Raw genomic sequence first — 14,699 nt, forward strand, 5'->3', positions numbered from 1 at the left:
GTCAGCCGATTCCGGGGATGAGGGAGATGAGCAGGTCGATGATTTTGATACCGATGAACGGGGCGACGAGCCCACCGAGCCCGTAGATGCCGAGGTTGCGGCGGAGCATCGAGTCGGCACTGCTGGGCCGGTAGCGCACGCCCTTCAGGGCGAGTGGCACCAGCGCGACGATGATCAGCGCGTTGAAGATCACGGCGGACAGGATCGCGGACCGAGGCGAAGACAGGTCCATGATGTTGAGTTTGTCCAGGCCCGGGTAGACCACGGCGAACATCGCGGGGATGATCGCGAAGTACTTCGCGACGTCGTTGGCGATGGAGAACGTCGTGAGTGCGCCGCGGGTGATGAGGAGCTGTTTGCCGATCTCGACGATCTCGATCAGTTTGGTCGGGTTGGAGTCCAGGTCCACCATGTTCCCGGCCTCTTTGGCGGCCGAGGTGCCGGTGTTCATCGCCACGCCTACATCAGCCTGGGCAAGCGCCGGGGCGTCGTTCGTGCCGTCGCCAGTCATCGCTACGAGCTTGCCGCCCGCTTGCTCCCGCTTGATGAGGGCCATCTTGTCCTCCGGGGTGGCTTCGGCGAGGAAGTCGTCGACCCCGGCCTCCTGGGCGATGGCCTTCGCCGTCAGCGGGTTGTCGCCGGTGATCATGACGGTCCTGATGCCCATGCGGCGCAGCTCGTCGAACCGCTCGCGCATGCCGTCCTTGACGACGTCCTTGAGATGGACGACACCCAGGACCCGTGCCCCTCGGTCATCGTGAACGGCCACCAGGAGCGGTGTACCGCCGGCTTCGGAGATCGCGTCGGCCAGCCGCCCGGCGTCTGCCGAGACCGCACCCCCCTGGTCGCGGACCCAGGTGAGCACTGATCCCGACGCACCCTTACGAATCCTGCGTGAGGCGCCGTTCTCGGTGAGGTCGACACCCGACATGCGGGTCTGGGCGGTGAAGGCAACCCAGTCGGCACCGGACAGCTCGCCTTGGTTCCGTTCACGCAGCCCGTACTTCTCCTTCGCCAGGACGACGATCGAACGCCCTTCGGGCGTCTCGTCAGCCAGCGAGGAGAGCTGGGCGGCGTCCGCCAGTTCGCCCTCGTTCGTGCCCGAGACCGGAAGGAACTCGGCCGCCTGCCGGTTGCCGAGGGTGATGGTGCCGGTCTTGTCGAGCAGCAGCGTCGACACGTCGCCCGCCGCCTCGACGGCACGTCCCGACATGGCCAGCACATTGCGCTGGACCAGCCGGTCCATACCGGCGATACCGATCGCCGAGAGCAACGCCCCGATGGTGGTCGGAATCAGGCAGACCAGCAGCGCGGCCAGCACGATCATCGACTGCTCACTGCCCGCGTAGATCGCGAAGGGCTGCAGGGTGACGACGGCGAGCAGGAACACGATGGTGAGAGACGCCAGGAGGATGTTCAGGGCTATCTCGTTGGGAGTCTTCTGCCGGGCGGCGCCCTCGACCAGGGCGATCATCCGGTCGATGAACGTTTCACCCGGCTTGGCGGTGATCTTGACGACGATCCGGTCGGAGAGCACCTTCGTCCCGCCGGTCACCGCCGAGCGGTCACCGCCCGATTCGCGGATCACGGGTGCGGACTCGCCCGTGATCGCGGACTCGTCGACCGAGGCCACGCCGTCCACGACATCCCCGTCACCGGGGATGCTGTCACCAGCCTCGCAGACGACCCGATCACCGATGCGCAGCTCGGCGCCGGGCACCCGCTCCTCGTTCGTGCCGACAACCCGACGGGCGATGGTGTCGGTCTTCGCCTTGCGCAGGGTGGCGGCCTGCGCTTTGCCACGGCCCTCGGCGACCGCCTCGGCCAGGTTGGCGAAGACCGTCGTGAGCCACAGCCAGACGGTGATGGCCCAGCCGAACCAGTCGGTCGGATGCAGTGCCGCGAGCACGGTGGTGAGCACCGAACCGACCAGCACCACGAACATCACGGGGGACTTGACCATCACCCGGGGATCGAGCTTGCGGACCGCGTCGGGGAGGGACTTGAGCAGCTGTGTGGGATCGAACAAGCCCCCGCCGACGCGTCCTGCCCCGGGGTGACCTGTGGGAGCGTCCTGGTGCGGTGCCCGGGAAGGGGTGGCTGTGGACATCGAGTCTTCTCGCTTCGGACGATTGGTCATGACGCCAGCCCCTCGGCCAGCGGCCCCAGCGCGAGGGCCGGGAAGTAGGTCAGGCCGGTGATGATCAGGATCGTGCCGACCAGCAGCCCGCTGAAGAGCGGCTTGTGCGTGCCCAGAGTCCCTGCCGTCGCCGGTACGGGCTTCTGTTCGGCGAGCGAACCGGCCAGGGCGAGGACGAATACGATGGGCAGGAACCGGCCCAGTAGTATCGCGAGTCCGATGGTTGTGTTGAACCACTGGGTGTCCGCGTTGAGGCCGGCGAACGCCGATCCGTTGTTGTTGGCGCCCGATGTGTAGGCGTAGAGGATCTCCGAGAAGCCGTGCGCCCCGGTATTCGTCATCGAATTGGCAGGCGTGGGCAGAGCCATCGCAGCGCCCGTGAAACACAGCACCAGAGCCGGCGTGATCAGGATGTAGCAGGCGGCGAGCTTGATCTCACGCGTGCCGATCTTCTTTCCCAGGTATTCTGGCGTACGGCCGACCATCAGGCCTGCGATGAAAACTGCGATGATCGCCATGATCAGAATTCCGTAGAGTCCCGAACCTGTACCACCGGGCGCGATCTCGCCCAATTGCATGCCGAGCATCGTGATGCCGCCACCGAAGCCCGTGAACGAGGAATGGAACGAGTTCACCGCGCCGGTCGATGTCAGCGTGGTGGCCACCGCGAAGATGGACGAGCCGGCGATGCCGAACCGGGTCTCCTTGCCCTCCGTAGCCCCACCGGCAATATCGAAGGCCGGTCCGCGATGGGCGAATTCGGTCCACATCATCAGAGCGGTGAAGCCGAGCCAGATGACACCCATGGCCGCCAGGATCGCGTACCCCTGCTTCAGGGATCCGACCATCCTGCCGAACGTGCGGGTTAGCGCGAACGGGATGACGAGGATCAGGAAGATCTCGAAGAGGTTCGATAGGCCGTTGGGGTTCTCGAAAGGGTGGGCTGAGTTGGCGTTGAAGTAGCCGCCGCCGTTGGTGCCCAGCTCCTTGATGGCCTCTTGTGAGGCTACCGCGCCGCCGTTCCACTCCTGGGTTCCGCCCATGAACTGGCCGACCTCATGGATGCCGGAGAAGTTCTGGATCACGCCGGTCGCCACCAGGACGAGCGCCCCGATCACGGATATCGGAATGAGAATCCGTACCGTGCCGCGCACCAGATCGGACCAGAAGTTGCCCAGCTCACCTGTGCGGGACCGGGCGAAGCCACGTACCAGGGCTACGGCGACGGCGATGCCGACGGCGGCCGAGACGAAGTTCTGCACCGCGAGGCCGCCGGTCTGTACGACGTGGCCCATGGCCTGCTCGCCGTAGTACGACTGCCAGTTCGTGTTGGCGGCGAACGAGGCCGCCGTGTTGAACGCCTGGTCGGGGTCGATCGAGGAGAAGCCGAGCGAACCGGGCAGGGATCCCTGGAGCCGCTGCAGCAGATAGAGGAAGAGGACACTCACGGCTGAGAAGGCGAGGACACCGCGCAGATACGCGGGCCAGCGCATCTGCGTGTTCGGATTGGCGCCGATGGCCTTGTATATCCACTTCTCCACCCGCAAATGCGTCGGAGAGGAATAGACGCCGGCCATGTAGTCACCGAGCGGGCGGTACGCCAGACCCAGCGCAAAGACGAGCGCGAGTACCTGGAGCACCCCAGCGAGGACGGGGCTCATATCGGGCTCAGAACTTCTCTGGATAAAGCAGGGCGAGGACGAGGTAGCCAAGCAGGGAAACGGCCACGACCAGGCCGACGATGTTTTCGACGGTCATAGCTTGGATACCCCCCTGGCTACAAGAGCCACCAGCGCGAAGACCGCGATCGTGGTGACGATGAAGACCACGTCGCCCATCGTGTGCTCCTAGGTGAGATCCGGACACTCGTACACCTAGAGCAAAGCCCCGCAAGGATTCCTTGTCCCTTCCGTTGACAGGTTCCTTACGGCCCTCGATGTGTCCTTGACGAGTCCCTGACGCTGCTGCGCCCGCCTTCGGGAGATTCGCTGCTCTTAGGCCGTCCGGGCGGTCGGAGGGTTTCGTTAGTCGGAACCGTCGCAGGATGCATGCGCCCTGGGATCGCATGGACTCCGTACGTCACTCAAGGTGGGTGAACGCCGGAGAGGTCACCGGATGCCGGGAGACTTTCCTCCCCACTCAGCATGGTCGGCGGTGTAGCGCGGCGACGAATGTCTCCCGCGCTCTGTCTGCCGCCCACACTCCTCATCGCCGGAAGCGATATCCGAGACCGGGTTCTGTTATCAAGTGCTGCGGATGAGCGGGATCAGCTTCCAGCTTTCGCCGCAGCGTGGCCATGTAGGCGGCCAGATTGTGGGACTTGCTGCGGTGCGCGTCCCCCCAGACCTCGACGAGGAGCGATCGTCGCGTCGCCAGCCGCCCTGGGGCGCGCAACAGCGCGCGCAGGAGCCGCCATTCTGTCGGTGTCAACTGCACGTTGTGCGCGGTTGCCGGTTCGGCAGCCGTGCCCGGTCTGCGGGTGATGGTGTATTCAGCCAGGTCGACGGCGTACGGGCCGAAGGCCACGGGGCCGGGGGTTTCCAGGTACTGGGACCTGCGCAGGACGGCGCGGATTCGGGCGGCCAGCTCGTCGACTGCGAAGGGTTTGGTGAGGTAGTCGTCCGCTCCAGCGTCCAATGCCTGGACGCGGTCGCTGATGCCGGTCCTTCCCGAAACGACGATGATGGGCACCGAGCTCCAGGCTCGCAGGGACTGGATGACGTCGAGACCGTGAAGGTCGGGAAGGGACAGGTCGAGGGCCACAACGTCTATCGGACAACTCGCGGCGAGTTTCAGGGCTGCTCCGGCGTTCGGCGCGGTGGACACCGTGTAATCGCGGGCCCGGAGCGCGGTGCTCACGACATCGAGCATCCGAGGTTCGTCGTCGACGAGGAGCACGTGTTTCACGAGTCCCCCTGCATCGACGCGGGGAGGGAGAGAGTCATGGTCAGGCCGCCACCAGGAGTGTCTTCCGGAGTAAGGGTTCCGCTCATGGCCTCGGCCAGGCCCCGGGCGAGAGCCAGGCCGAGCCCGACCCCGGTCGTGTTGTCGGTGTCGCCCAGCCGCTGGAAGGGCACGAAAGCCTGTTCACGTTCGGTGACGGGCAGGCCGGGGCCGCGGTCGATGACGCGGAACTCGACCCGGTCGGCCAGCGCGCTTGCGGTGATCACGACCGGTCGGCCCGGCGGGGTGTACCGGACGGCGTTCCCGACGACGTTGGCGATGATGCGTTCCAGCAGAGGCGGGTCCGCCACGACGGGAGGCACACCGTGGGGGATGCGCACGGTCACACTGGCGGGGTCGCAGGGCAGCGAGTCCAGAGCGGCGGGAAGCACCTCGTCGAGCGTGGTCGCGCGCAGCTTCAGGGTGAGGGCCCCCGCTTGGAGCCGGCTCATGTCGAGAAGGTTGTCGACCAGTCGGTTCAGCCGGGCCATGGACTCATCGGCTGTCAACAGCAGCTCGGCCCGGTCCTCGTCGCTGAAGTCGACCTCGGTGCTACGCAGGGAGCTGATGGCTGCCCAGCCGGCGGCCAGCGGTGTGCGCAGATCGTGGCTTACAGCGGCGAGCAGCGCCGTACGCATTCGGTCCGCAGCTCTCACGGGCTCGACCTCGGCGGCGGCCTCGACGAGACGAGCGCGTTCGAGGGCCGCAGCCACATGGGCGGTGAAGGCTGTGAGGACGCGCAGTTCGGATGCGGGCAGGGTGCGGCCCCGCAGGACCAGGTGAGTGTCCGGACCGACCGGTACGTTGATGGCGTCGTCGTCCGCCACCGGATGGTCGAGCAGTTCGACGGAGGCCATGGAGAAGGTTTCTCGTGTGCGTTCGAGCAGGACCGGGACTGTGTGGTCCCCACGGACGATGGACCCAGCCAGCGAGGAAAGCGTCTCCGCCTCGACGGTGGCTCGGGCCGCGCGGCGCGACAGCCGCAGCGACCGGTCGACGATGACGGCCACCGTGACCGCGACGACCGCGAACACCAGGAGCGCGAGGATGTTGTTGGGCTCGGCGATCGTGAACTCACCGATCGGCGGTATGAACCAGTAGTTGAGCAGGAGCGACGCCGTCACCGATGCGACAAGCGCGGACACCACCCCGCCGACACAGGCCACCCCGACCACCACCACGAGGAACAGCAGGGCCTCACTCGTCAGATTGAGGCCGCCCCTGCTGCCGGCCAGCAGGAACGTCAGGACCACCGGCAGAACCAGGCCTGAGACCGGTCCTGCGACGAGTCGTGTGGTCGGCAGGGTGCGCCGCCGGGAGGGCAGAAGCCGGCCTCCGCCGAAGCGCTCGTGGGTGACCAAGTGCACGTCGATGTCCTGCGAAAGTTCGACGATCGTCTCGCCGACGCCGCGACCGGTGAAGAACCGCTCCAGGCGTCTGCGTCTGCTGGTGCCGACCACCAGCTGCGTAGCGTTCTCGGCATGCGCGAACTCGGTGAGCGCGATGGCCACGTCGTGACCCACGACGGAGTGATAACTGCCGCCAAGACTCTCGACGAGCGCCCGCTGGCGCGCCAGTGAAGCCGATGAGACACCGCCGGTCAGCCCGTCACTGCGGACGATGTGCACGGCCAGCAGGTCACCGCCTGCGCTGCGGTCGGCGATCCGAGCCGCACGCCGGATGAGTGTCTCGCCTTCGGCACCACCCGTCAGTGCCACGACGACTCGTTCGCGCGTTTCCCAGACATGGTCTATGCCCTGTTCGGAGCGATACTTCTGCAACGCCTCGTCGACTCGTCCAGCCACCCATAGCAGCGCCAACTCCCGCAAGGCGGTGAGGTTTCCCAATCTGAAGTAGTTGGACAGCGCGGCATCGATCTTCTCCGCCTCGTAGATGTTCCCGTGTGCCATCCGGCGGCGCAGCGCCTCGGCCGGCATGTCCACGAGCTCGATCTGATCGGCGCGGCGCACCACGTCGTCGGGAACGGTCTCCCTCTGCGGAACACCGGTGATCCTCTCGACGACATCGTTGAGGGACTCCAGGTGGTGAATGTTGACGGTGGTGACGATGTCGATGCCGGCGGCCAGAAGCAGCTCGATGTCCTGCCAGCGCTTGGCGCGCCGGCCGCCGGGAAGGTTGGAGTGGGCGAGCTCGTCGACCAGTGCCACCTGAGGGCGTCTCCGCAGCACGGCTTCACAGTCCAGCTCGACGGGCTCACAACTCCGGTGCGAGTCTGCGTCGCGAGGGAGCACCTCCAGTCCGCGGAGCCGATCCTCGGTGAGAGGGCGCCGGTGACATTCCACGAGGGCCGCCACGACATCGGTGCCCCGCTGCACACTGCGGTGCCCCTCGTCGAGCATCCGGTAAGTCTTGCCCACGCCGGGGGCCGCTCCGAGGAAGACCTTGAGCTTTCCCCGTCTGACTTCTGATTCCGTCACCGCAGGCGCCTCCTCACGCCGCACGCGTGCCGGTGGCGGGGGCGTTCCTGCGCGGCTGCGGCTACGGGTGCTGGTGACCAGCATCGGCTGTGGACGACGGTTCAGGGGCCCGGCCCGGCGACCTTGACGCGACTCTGATCCTGGTGTCGGCGTACATGTGAACGCACATGCCGCGTACGGATGGACGTACAGGATTCTTGATGCAGTGAGTGTCAGCCCCGGAACGCTGCTGCCTGTTGCCGAAGGTCGCAGAGAGGGGTAGGTCATGGTCATGGACCCGCAGCGCTGGCGCGAGCTCCGGCGTTTTCGCGGCTTGGTGGAGTCCAGGGCGATGAGCCTGTCGGAGGTTGCCAAGGAGACCAGGCTGAACAGGCGTACGGTCAGCAAGTACCTGTCTGCCGACCTGTCCACGGCTCCGCGCGAAGGGCGAGTGGCCAGCCGCGCAAGCGGGTGGCCGAAGGGGTCGCTCCGCTGATCGACGCGATGCTGCGGACGGAGATTCTGGCGAAGTCCGCGGTGACTCACGAGCGGCACGAGCGGCCGACCACGGAGTGCGGGATCACCGGGAACTACCAGCGGGTCAAGCTCTGCATGCAGGAGACCCGCCCGAGAATCTCGGAGAAACTGGGAAGTCGTAGTCGCGCGATCCGTTCTGCTGCTTCGCCACCAGCCCCTGAACCTCCAGACGTTCTTCGACTGCTCCCGGCGGGCATTTGCACACGTCAACGGGGTCCCGATGGCGATCGTCTACCACCGGGCGGATGTTTGGCCGCGACAACACCTACCGACATCGACGTCCTGGGTCGCTACAGCTTCATCGCCTCCGCCCCGGCGGGCGGCGGCCTGCCGGCCACTGGATGTCCCAGACTCGTCCGGGCTGGACGAGGACGGAGCGCAGGAACTGACCAGAGGGGGCCCGACTCTACTGGTCGAGGTAGAGCCAGAGGGTGATGGACGCGATCCAGACCAGAATCGCGGCGCTGAACAGCTTCGGAAGGAGCGGGCGCACTGACGGTCTCCCGTTACCGTCTTCGTGGCCCTGAAACAGGGCTCCCGGCCTCCGGCCCCGGTATGACTCGGTCCCCCAGTCGATGATGATCGAAAAGGTGGTGTCGCCGGTGCCGGAGGCATTGGCAGACCGCTGATTAGAGGCACGAGCGCCCTTGGGCAGTCTCTTCGTAACGTGGATGCCGGCACGCTGATGCCGCAGGTGAGGCCGGGGAGAACGCGAGCACGGGAGCGAAGGACATGACGGACGAGAGTGGCATCGACATCTATCTGGGCCTGGACGTCGGGAAGAGCGATCACCACGCCACCGCTGTGAACCGGGCGGGGAAGAAGGTGTTCGACAAGCCGCTGCCCAATAGCGAACCAAGGCTGCGGGAGCTATTCGACAAGCTCCAGGCCAAGCACGGAACGGTACTGGTGGTCGTTGACCAGCCGGCTTCCATCGGGGCCCTGCCGCTGGCGGTCGCCCGGGACGCAGGATGTCAGGTCGCCTACCTGCCCGGACTCACGATGCGGCGGATCGCCGATCTTTACCCTGGCGAGGCGAAAACGGACGCCCGCGACGCGTTCATCATCGCGGACGCCGCCCGAGCGATGCCTCATACCCTGAGGACGATCGATCTCGCGGACGAGACCGTTGCCGAGCTCGCGATGATCGCCGGGTTCGACGATGATCTCGCGGGCGAGTCCACACGGATCGCCAACCGGCTTCGTGGCCTTCTCACCCAGATCCACCCGTCCCTGGAACGAGTCTTGGGACCGCGGATCCAGCACCCGGCCGCGCTCAAGCTGCTGGACCAGTTCGGCTCCCCGGCCCAGATCCGCAAAGCCGGACGCCGTCGCCTCGTGACCCTGATACGTCCCAAGGCACCCAGGATGGCCGAGCGACTGATCGAGGACATCTTCACCGCACTCGACGAACAGACCGTCGTCGTCCCCGGCACCGACGCTGCCGCGCTGATCGTCCCCAGCCTCGCCACTTCACTCCAGTCCGTCCTTGAACAGCGCAAACTCCTCGCTGCCCGGATTGAGGAACTCCTGGACGCCCACCCTCTTTCCCAGGTCCTGATCTCGATGCCCGGCATCGGGATCAGGACCGCGGCCCGCATCCTCATCGACGTCGGCGACGGCAGCGGCTTCGCCACCGCCGGACACCTCGCCGCCTACGCCGGCCTCGCGCCCGTGACCAGGAACTCCGGCTCCTCCATCCGCGGCGAACATCCCTCCCGGCGAGGCAACAAACAACTCAAGAGGGCCTTCTACCTCGCTGCGTTCGCCTCGCTCTCCCAGCCCGAGTCACGCGCTTACTACGACCGCAAACGCCGCGAGGGGAAACACCACATCGCCGCCCTCATCGCACTCGCCCGACGCCGCATCGACGTCCTCTTCGCCATGCTCCGAGACGGAACCTTCTACCAACCACCCACACCAGCAACGGCTTGACGAAAACCATAGAGGCACCTTTTCTATGGGTTCAGAGCCAGTCCCGGCGCTTGAACACCACATACAGGCCGCCGCACACCATGGCCATCAGTGCCAGTGCGAAGGGGTATCCGAGGACCCAGCCGAGTTCGGGCATGTGGTCGAAGTTCATGCCGTAGATGGTGCCGACCAGGGTTGGGGCGAAGAGGATCGCCGCCCATGAGGAGATCTTCTTGATCTCCTCGTTCTGGGCGTGGCTGGCCTGCGCGAGTTGCTTCATCTCCTCGTTCTGCTGCTGTGTGACCAGGGTGGCGTTGACGGCGAGGATGTCCTGCAGGGCAAGGCGGAAGCCGTCGACGCGTTCGGTGACGTGGGTGGCGTGGTCGGCCACATCGCGCAGGTAGCGGCGCAGTTCTTCGTCGATGCCGTACTTCTCGAACCCCGCCGAGAGTCCGTCCAGGATCCGGGTCAGGGGGCGGGTGGCGCGCTGGAACTCCACCACTTCACGGGAGAGTTCGTAGATGCGGCGGGAGACCTTCGGGTCGCCGCTGAAGACTTCGGTCTCGATCTCGTCGACGTCGTTCTCCACGCCGGCGACCACGGGTGCATAGCCGTCGACGACGGCGTCGAGGATCGCGTACAGCACTGCTTCGGGGCCGCGCTTGAGCAGGTCAGGGCTGTTCTCCATGCGGCGTCGGACGGCGGCCAGGTCGGGGGCGGCACCGTGGCGGACGGTGATCACGAAGTCGGGTCCGACGAAGATGTGCAGCTCGCCGAAGTCGACTTCCTCGGCGTCGTCCAGGTAGCGGGCGGCGCGCAGGACCGCGAACAGGGTGTCGCCGTAGCGTTCCAGCTTGGGGCGCTGGTGGGCCTCGAGGGCGTCCTCGACGGCGAGGGGGTGCAGGTCGAACTCTTCGGCGACGGAGAGCAGCTCGGGCTCGGTGGGGCGGTGCAGGCCGATCCACGCCATCCCGCCGTCTGCCTCACGGAGCTTGCCGAAGGTTTCCGCGAGCGAGTCATGGGTGCTGGTGCGGACCCCGTCGTGGTAGATCGCGGCGGTGACCACGCTGCTTGCGCCTTCACGGGGCTGCTGCTGCTTCGCCTGCTCGGCCGGGGCGGGATCGTCGGCAATGGGGCCGGCCCCGGCCGGGCGCTGGACGGGCTTGCTAAATGCGCGCAGGGTACGACGGCGACGCTCGGACACGACAAAATCCTCCGCAGGCAGGAGTGGAAGGCGTGGGGATGCTTGAGCATGCCGCAGACGCCGCCTGCGAATCCCGGGCTACGAGCCGGGCGTGGCAGCGTCCCGCGGCGCACGACTGGGAGGTTCACCACACATTGTGGATCTCACCTGCCTTTCGGACGCGTACGGAACTGAGCCATTGATCAGGGTATACCCGCTGCGAGACGCTCCTGCCAGATGTCCGGCACCGCACCGTTCCAGGGCCTGGGGGTGGGCACCTCGGTGCTCGCGGGTAGGTTGCCCCTACCGGTCGAACGAGGGCAAGAGGAAGCACATGGCGGCGCAGGACAGCAAGGACGGCGCTGGTCTGCCGTCGACGGTGGTGGACTGCGCCCTGTACGAGAGCGGGCGCCGCGTTCCCGGTCAGGTGAGCTTGGACACGATCATGAGGCGGATAGACCCGCAGGCCGGGCGCTTCGCGTGGATCGGTCTGTACGAGCCCACCGCCGAGCAGTTCCAGCAGGTGCCGAAGCTTTCGACCTGCACCCCCTTGCCGTCGAGGACGCCGTACACGCCCACCAGCGTCCCAAGCTGGAACGCTACGGCGACGTGCTGTTCCTGGTCCTGAAGACCATCGTCTACGTCGACCACGAGAAGGTCACCGCGACCAGCGAGATCGTCGACACCGGAGAGATTATGGTCTTCGCCGGGCCCGGCTTCGCGATCACCGTCCGACACGGCAGCGCCCCGCCCCTCGACGTCGTACGCCGCCAGCTCCAGGACGACCCACAGCACCTCGGCCGTGGACCCGCCGCCGTCCTCCACGCGATCGCCGACATGGTCGTCGACCGCTACGTCGAGGTCTCCGACGCCTTCGCCGGCGACGTCGACACCCTGGAAAACGAAGTCTTCTCCCCCGACCTCCCCGTCGACGCCGGCCGCATCTACCAGCTCAAGCGGGAACTCCTCGAATTCAAGCGCGCTGTCATGCCCCTCGTCCCCGCACTGCAACGCCTCAGCGAGGAATCTCTCCCGCAGATCCCGCCGAAGGTGGCCACCTACTTCCGCGATGTGGCCGACCACCACCAGCGGGTCAGCGAGCAGATCCTCACCTTCGACGAACTCATCACCGGCATGCTCAACGCCAGCATCGCCCAGCTCGGCGTCCAGCAGAACGCCGACATGCGCCGCATCAGCGCCTGGGCCGCCCTCATCGCCGTCCCCACCATGGTCGTCGGCATCTACGGCATGAACTTCGAGCACATGCCCGAACTCAAGTCCCCCTACGGCTACCCTGCCGTCCTCACCGTCATCGCCGTCGCCTGCACCGTTATCTACCGAGCTCTGCGCCGCAACAAGTGGCTCTGATGCACCGCATCCGCGCTTCCCATAAATGATCATCCGCGAGAGCCCCCGGAGTGATCAAACTTCCGCAGGTTGCCGTTCGCGAAAGTCCTCTCGAAACTCGCATGTTGTGCGACGCACTTCTGAGAGGCCTCCTGGGTGGATCTCACACCCGGTCGGGCCGCATTGGCGGCAGAACGTCACGACTGCCCGAACTGTGACGCGCCCGCAGACTCCGCTTGCCGCAGCCGGCATCTCCTCGGCTCGGGAAGTCCTTCGGGGGTAGACGTGAGGGTCCGGGCCGTGCTGAGCCCTGGTCGGCGACATAGTGCCGCATCATTTCCACACGTCAGCTGGGACGGTGCGTCCCCAACATCGAGTCACGCATCCAGTTGAGACCGGATGAGTATGTCGAGTCGCTGCCATGCCGGGGACGACGCATTGACCGTGCCCTGCACGAGGGCCGGGATCTGGGAGTCCGTATTCTGCCCGGGCAGGTTGTCGGGGCCGTAGCGTTCCCGGGTCGCCTCGGCGATCCTGCGGGCGAGGTCGTCGATCCGGGGGTCGTCGGGCTCAAGGTCGTGAGCGTGGTCGTAGTCGAGGAAGAACTGCCGCAGCTCCGGGTCGGCCAGAGCCTCGGCCTGGTCGTGGAACAGCGTGCTCGCGAGGTCCGGATGGGTGGCGAACACGAGGATCCACAGGTCGCGCTGCAGGTCCACCCATCGAGGGGTGAATCCCGAGCGGGCCAGATGCGCCAGATGGTCGCCGACCTCGGTGGGCAGCGGTGCCAGCTGCCCGGCGGCGAGCTGGCGCAGGCGCCCCTGCGTTGCCTGCAGGCCACGGATGCGGTCGGTGAGCTCGTCGTCTATCTCGCGCAACGCCCGCTGGAACTCATCGTCGGTCGCTGATCTCAAGCCCCTGATACGGGCCAGAGGTACGCCGGCGTCGGCAAGCGTCCGGATCTTGATCAGGTCGATGGCGTCGTTCGCTCCGTACCGGCGGTAGCCGGACGCATCGCGGTCAGGCTCGGGCAGCAGCCCCTTGTCGTGATAAACGCGGATGGTCTTGTTCGATACTCCGACGTACCTTGCCAGCTGCCCGATGGTGATCACGCGCCCATCGTCCCACTTGACCTTTCCCCTAGGGCAGGGTTGCAGGATGGCATCATGGAGAACACGAATATTGATCGGGGATCCCTGCGCGAGCTGGCTGACGCAGGCAACGAGACCGCTTTGGACCGGCTGGCCGACCTCGCCGACGCAGCTGGCGATCTCGGGGAACTGAGCGAGCTGTTGGACGAGGGATCCATGCACGCTGGGTTTCTGCTCACTCAACGCGCGGCCTCGACCGGTGACCTGCACGCGCTCCAACGGATCGCCGACGCCGGGTACGACGGGCCGGCGACAATCTGAACAGACTGCTCAAGGCACCGGCCGACGGTCATCGGGATTGAGGATCTGACCGGCCGCAATGACCGCCGAGGGTGTGCGGCCACTAACTTCGGGGCCTTGGCTGGTGCTCGACCGTCCTGAACGACCTTCTCGAGATTGACCGCTGCCCTCCTTGCCTGCTGCCATCGTCTGCCCGATCATCCTGACCGCCTCCGACCGGCACCGGCTGCAGAAGGCGGCCTACGGCCACAAGACCGGGCACCGGGCCCGGATGCGCGCGCACATCGTGCTGCACACGGCCCAGGGACGCTCCAATGCCCGTATCGCCACCGAGACCCGCCTGCACGTGGACACGGTGCGGACCCGGCGGAACCGGTTCGCCGGCGGCGGGCTGCCGGCCCTGGCAGACCGCAGGCGCTCGGGGCGCCCGGCCCGCTTCAACCCCGTGCAAGTCGCTTAGGCCAAGGCCCTGGCCTGCCAGCTCCCGGCCGGGACCGGCACACCGCTGTCGCGCTGGTCGTGCCCGGAACTGGCCGCCGAGCTGACCGCGCGCGGGATCTCCGACACCATCTCGGCGTCCACGGTGCGTTGCTGGTTACGTCAAGACGCGCTGCCGTTCGGTCTTAGCTTCTTCCGCTACTTCGCGACCAAGGAAGATGCCGTCATCGTCGACCCGACGGGCCCCGGTCTCCTGGTCCGCGATGCCTTGGCTGCCCGCCCTGTTCAAGTCCTCAGCTGGCGCCCCCGTTCGGGCGGCTGGGGTGGCCGAACCGGTGCGCGTGCGCGAGATGGCCGAGGCAGAAAGGCCGAAGCCTGCTGCGAGGCAAACG

The 14,699-nt window shown here is 66.6% G+C and carries 13 protein-coding genes; 5 read left to right on the forward strand and 8 right to left on the reverse strand.

The annotated features are described in order from the left end of the window. Position 1: 1 nt before the first annotated feature. The 5 genes from kdpB to OG206_RS05605 form a co-directional block, all read right to left on the reverse strand. Positions 2-2,110 (reverse strand): potassium-transporting ATPase subunit KdpB, encoded by a 2,109-nt coding sequence (kdpB, locus tag OG206_RS05585; RefSeq protein WP_327112816.1) that lies wholly within the window; start codon positions 2,108-2,110, stop codon positions 2-4. 26 nt (positions 2,111-2,136) lie between these two features. Continuing rightward, entirely contained in the window at positions 2,137-3,801 is a 1,665-nt protein-coding gene (gene kdpA, locus OG206_RS05590; RefSeq protein ID WP_327122193.1) for a potassium-transporting ATPase subunit KdpA, read from the reverse strand. 7 nt (positions 3,802-3,808) lie between these two features. Continuing rightward, on the reverse strand, positions 3,809-3,898 hold the full coding sequence (kdpF, locus tag OG206_RS05595) for a K(+)-transporting ATPase subunit F (protein ID WP_327112818.1): 90 nt from the start codon (positions 3,896-3,898) through the stop codon (positions 3,809-3,811). Positions 3,899-4,345: 447 nt separating this feature from the next. Continuing rightward, the gene (locus tag OG206_RS05600) at positions 4,346-5,047 is read right to left on the reverse strand and encodes a response regulator transcription factor (protein ID WP_327112820.1); all 702 of its coding nucleotides are present in this window, start codon (positions 5,045-5,047) and stop codon (positions 4,346-4,348) included. Then, entirely contained in the window at positions 5,044-7,521 is a 2,478-nt protein-coding gene (locus OG206_RS05605) for an ATP-binding protein (RefSeq protein WP_327112821.1), read from the reverse strand. Before OG206_RS05605 ends, OG206_RS05600 begins: the two co-directional genes overlap by 4 nt. 1,248 nt (positions 7,522-8,769) lie before the next feature. On the opposite strand from OG206_RS05605, the gene OG206_RS05610 reads away from it, so the two are divergent. Continuing rightward, the gene (locus OG206_RS05610) at positions 8,770-9,972 is read left to right on the forward strand and encodes an IS110 family transposase (RefSeq protein ID WP_327112822.1); all 1,203 of its coding nucleotides are present in this window, start codon (positions 8,770-8,772) and stop codon (positions 9,970-9,972) included. 31 nt (positions 9,973-10,003) lie between these two features. Here the strand turns inward: OG206_RS05610 and OG206_RS05615 are convergent, their stop codons facing one another. Further along, a complete protein-coding gene (locus OG206_RS05615) occupies positions 10,004-11,155 on the reverse strand; it encodes a magnesium and cobalt transport protein CorA (protein WP_442805804.1) in 1,152 nt (383 codons plus the stop codon). A gap of 313 nt (positions 11,156-11,468) precedes the next feature. On the opposite strand from OG206_RS05615, the gene OG206_RS05620 reads away from it, so the two are divergent. Continuing rightward, a complete protein-coding gene (locus OG206_RS05620) occupies positions 11,469-11,762 on the forward strand; it encodes a hypothetical protein (RefSeq protein WP_327122469.1) in 294 nt (97 codons plus the stop codon). Next, positions 11,675-12,502: a magnesium and cobalt transport protein CorA gene (locus OG206_RS05625; protein ID WP_327122195.1), complete on the forward strand. Its 828-nt coding sequence runs from the start codon at positions 11,675-11,677 to the stop codon at positions 12,500-12,502. Before OG206_RS05620 ends, OG206_RS05625 begins: the two co-directional genes overlap by 88 nt. A 356-nt stretch (positions 12,503-12,858) precedes the next feature. On the opposite strand, the gene OG206_RS05630 is transcribed toward OG206_RS05625, so the two are convergent. Then, the gene (locus tag OG206_RS05630) at positions 12,859-13,590 is read right to left on the reverse strand and encodes a MerR family transcriptional regulator (protein ID WP_327112823.1); all 732 of its coding nucleotides are present in this window, start codon (positions 13,588-13,590) and stop codon (positions 12,859-12,861) included. Between the two features lie 54 nt (positions 13,591-13,644). Here OG206_RS05630 and OG206_RS05635 point away from each other — a divergent pair, with 54 nt between their 5' ends. Together OG206_RS05635 and OG206_RS05640 are read left to right on the forward strand one after the other, a co-directional pair. Continuing rightward, a complete protein-coding gene (locus tag OG206_RS05635) occupies positions 13,645-13,890 on the forward strand; it encodes a hypothetical protein (RefSeq protein WP_327112825.1) in 246 nt (81 codons plus the stop codon). 151 nt (positions 13,891-14,041) lie between these two features. Further along, entirely contained in the window at positions 14,042-14,329 is a 288-nt protein-coding gene (locus OG206_RS05640) for a helix-turn-helix domain-containing protein (RefSeq protein ID WP_327112827.1), read from the forward strand. On the opposite strand, the gene OG206_RS05645 is transcribed toward OG206_RS05640, so the two are convergent. Beyond that, the gene (locus OG206_RS05645; protein WP_327112829.1) at positions 14,326-14,451 is read right to left on the reverse strand and encodes a hypothetical protein; all 126 of its coding nucleotides are present in this window, start codon (positions 14,449-14,451) and stop codon (positions 14,326-14,328) included. The genes OG206_RS05640 and OG206_RS05645 overlap by 4 nt on opposite strands. Between the last annotated feature and the right edge of the window lie 248 nt (positions 14,452-14,699).

The organism is Streptomyces sp. NBC_01341 (genome assembly GCF_035946055.1).
Taxonomy (GTDB): Bacteria; Actinomycetota; Actinomycetes; order Streptomycetales; family Streptomycetaceae; genus Streptomyces.

Excerpts from the sequence above, each read along its gene's own strand:
- OG206_RS05635 (WP_327112825.1), top strand. The coding sequence starts at position 13,645 with ATGGAGAACACGAATATTGATCGGGGATCCCTGCGCGAGCTGGCTGAC.
- OG206_RS05610 (WP_327112822.1), top strand. The coding sequence starts at position 8,770 with ATGACGGACGAGAGTGGCATCGACATCTATCTGGGCCTGGACGTCGGG.
- kdpB (WP_327112816.1), bottom strand. The coding sequence starts at position 2,110 with ATGTCCACAGCCACCCCTTCCCGGGCACCGCACCAGGACGCTCCCACA.
- OG206_RS05620 (WP_327122469.1), top strand. The coding sequence starts at position 11,469 with ATGGCGGCGCAGGACAGCAAGGACGGCGCTGGTCTGCCGTCGACGGTG.
- kdpA (WP_327122193.1), bottom strand. The coding sequence starts at position 3,801 with ATGAGCCCCGTCCTCGCTGGGGTGCTCCAGGTACTCGCGCTCGTCTTT.
- kdpF (WP_327112818.1), bottom strand. The coding sequence starts at position 3,898 with ATGACCGTCGAAAACATCGTCGGCCTGGTCGTGGCCGTTTCCCTGCTT.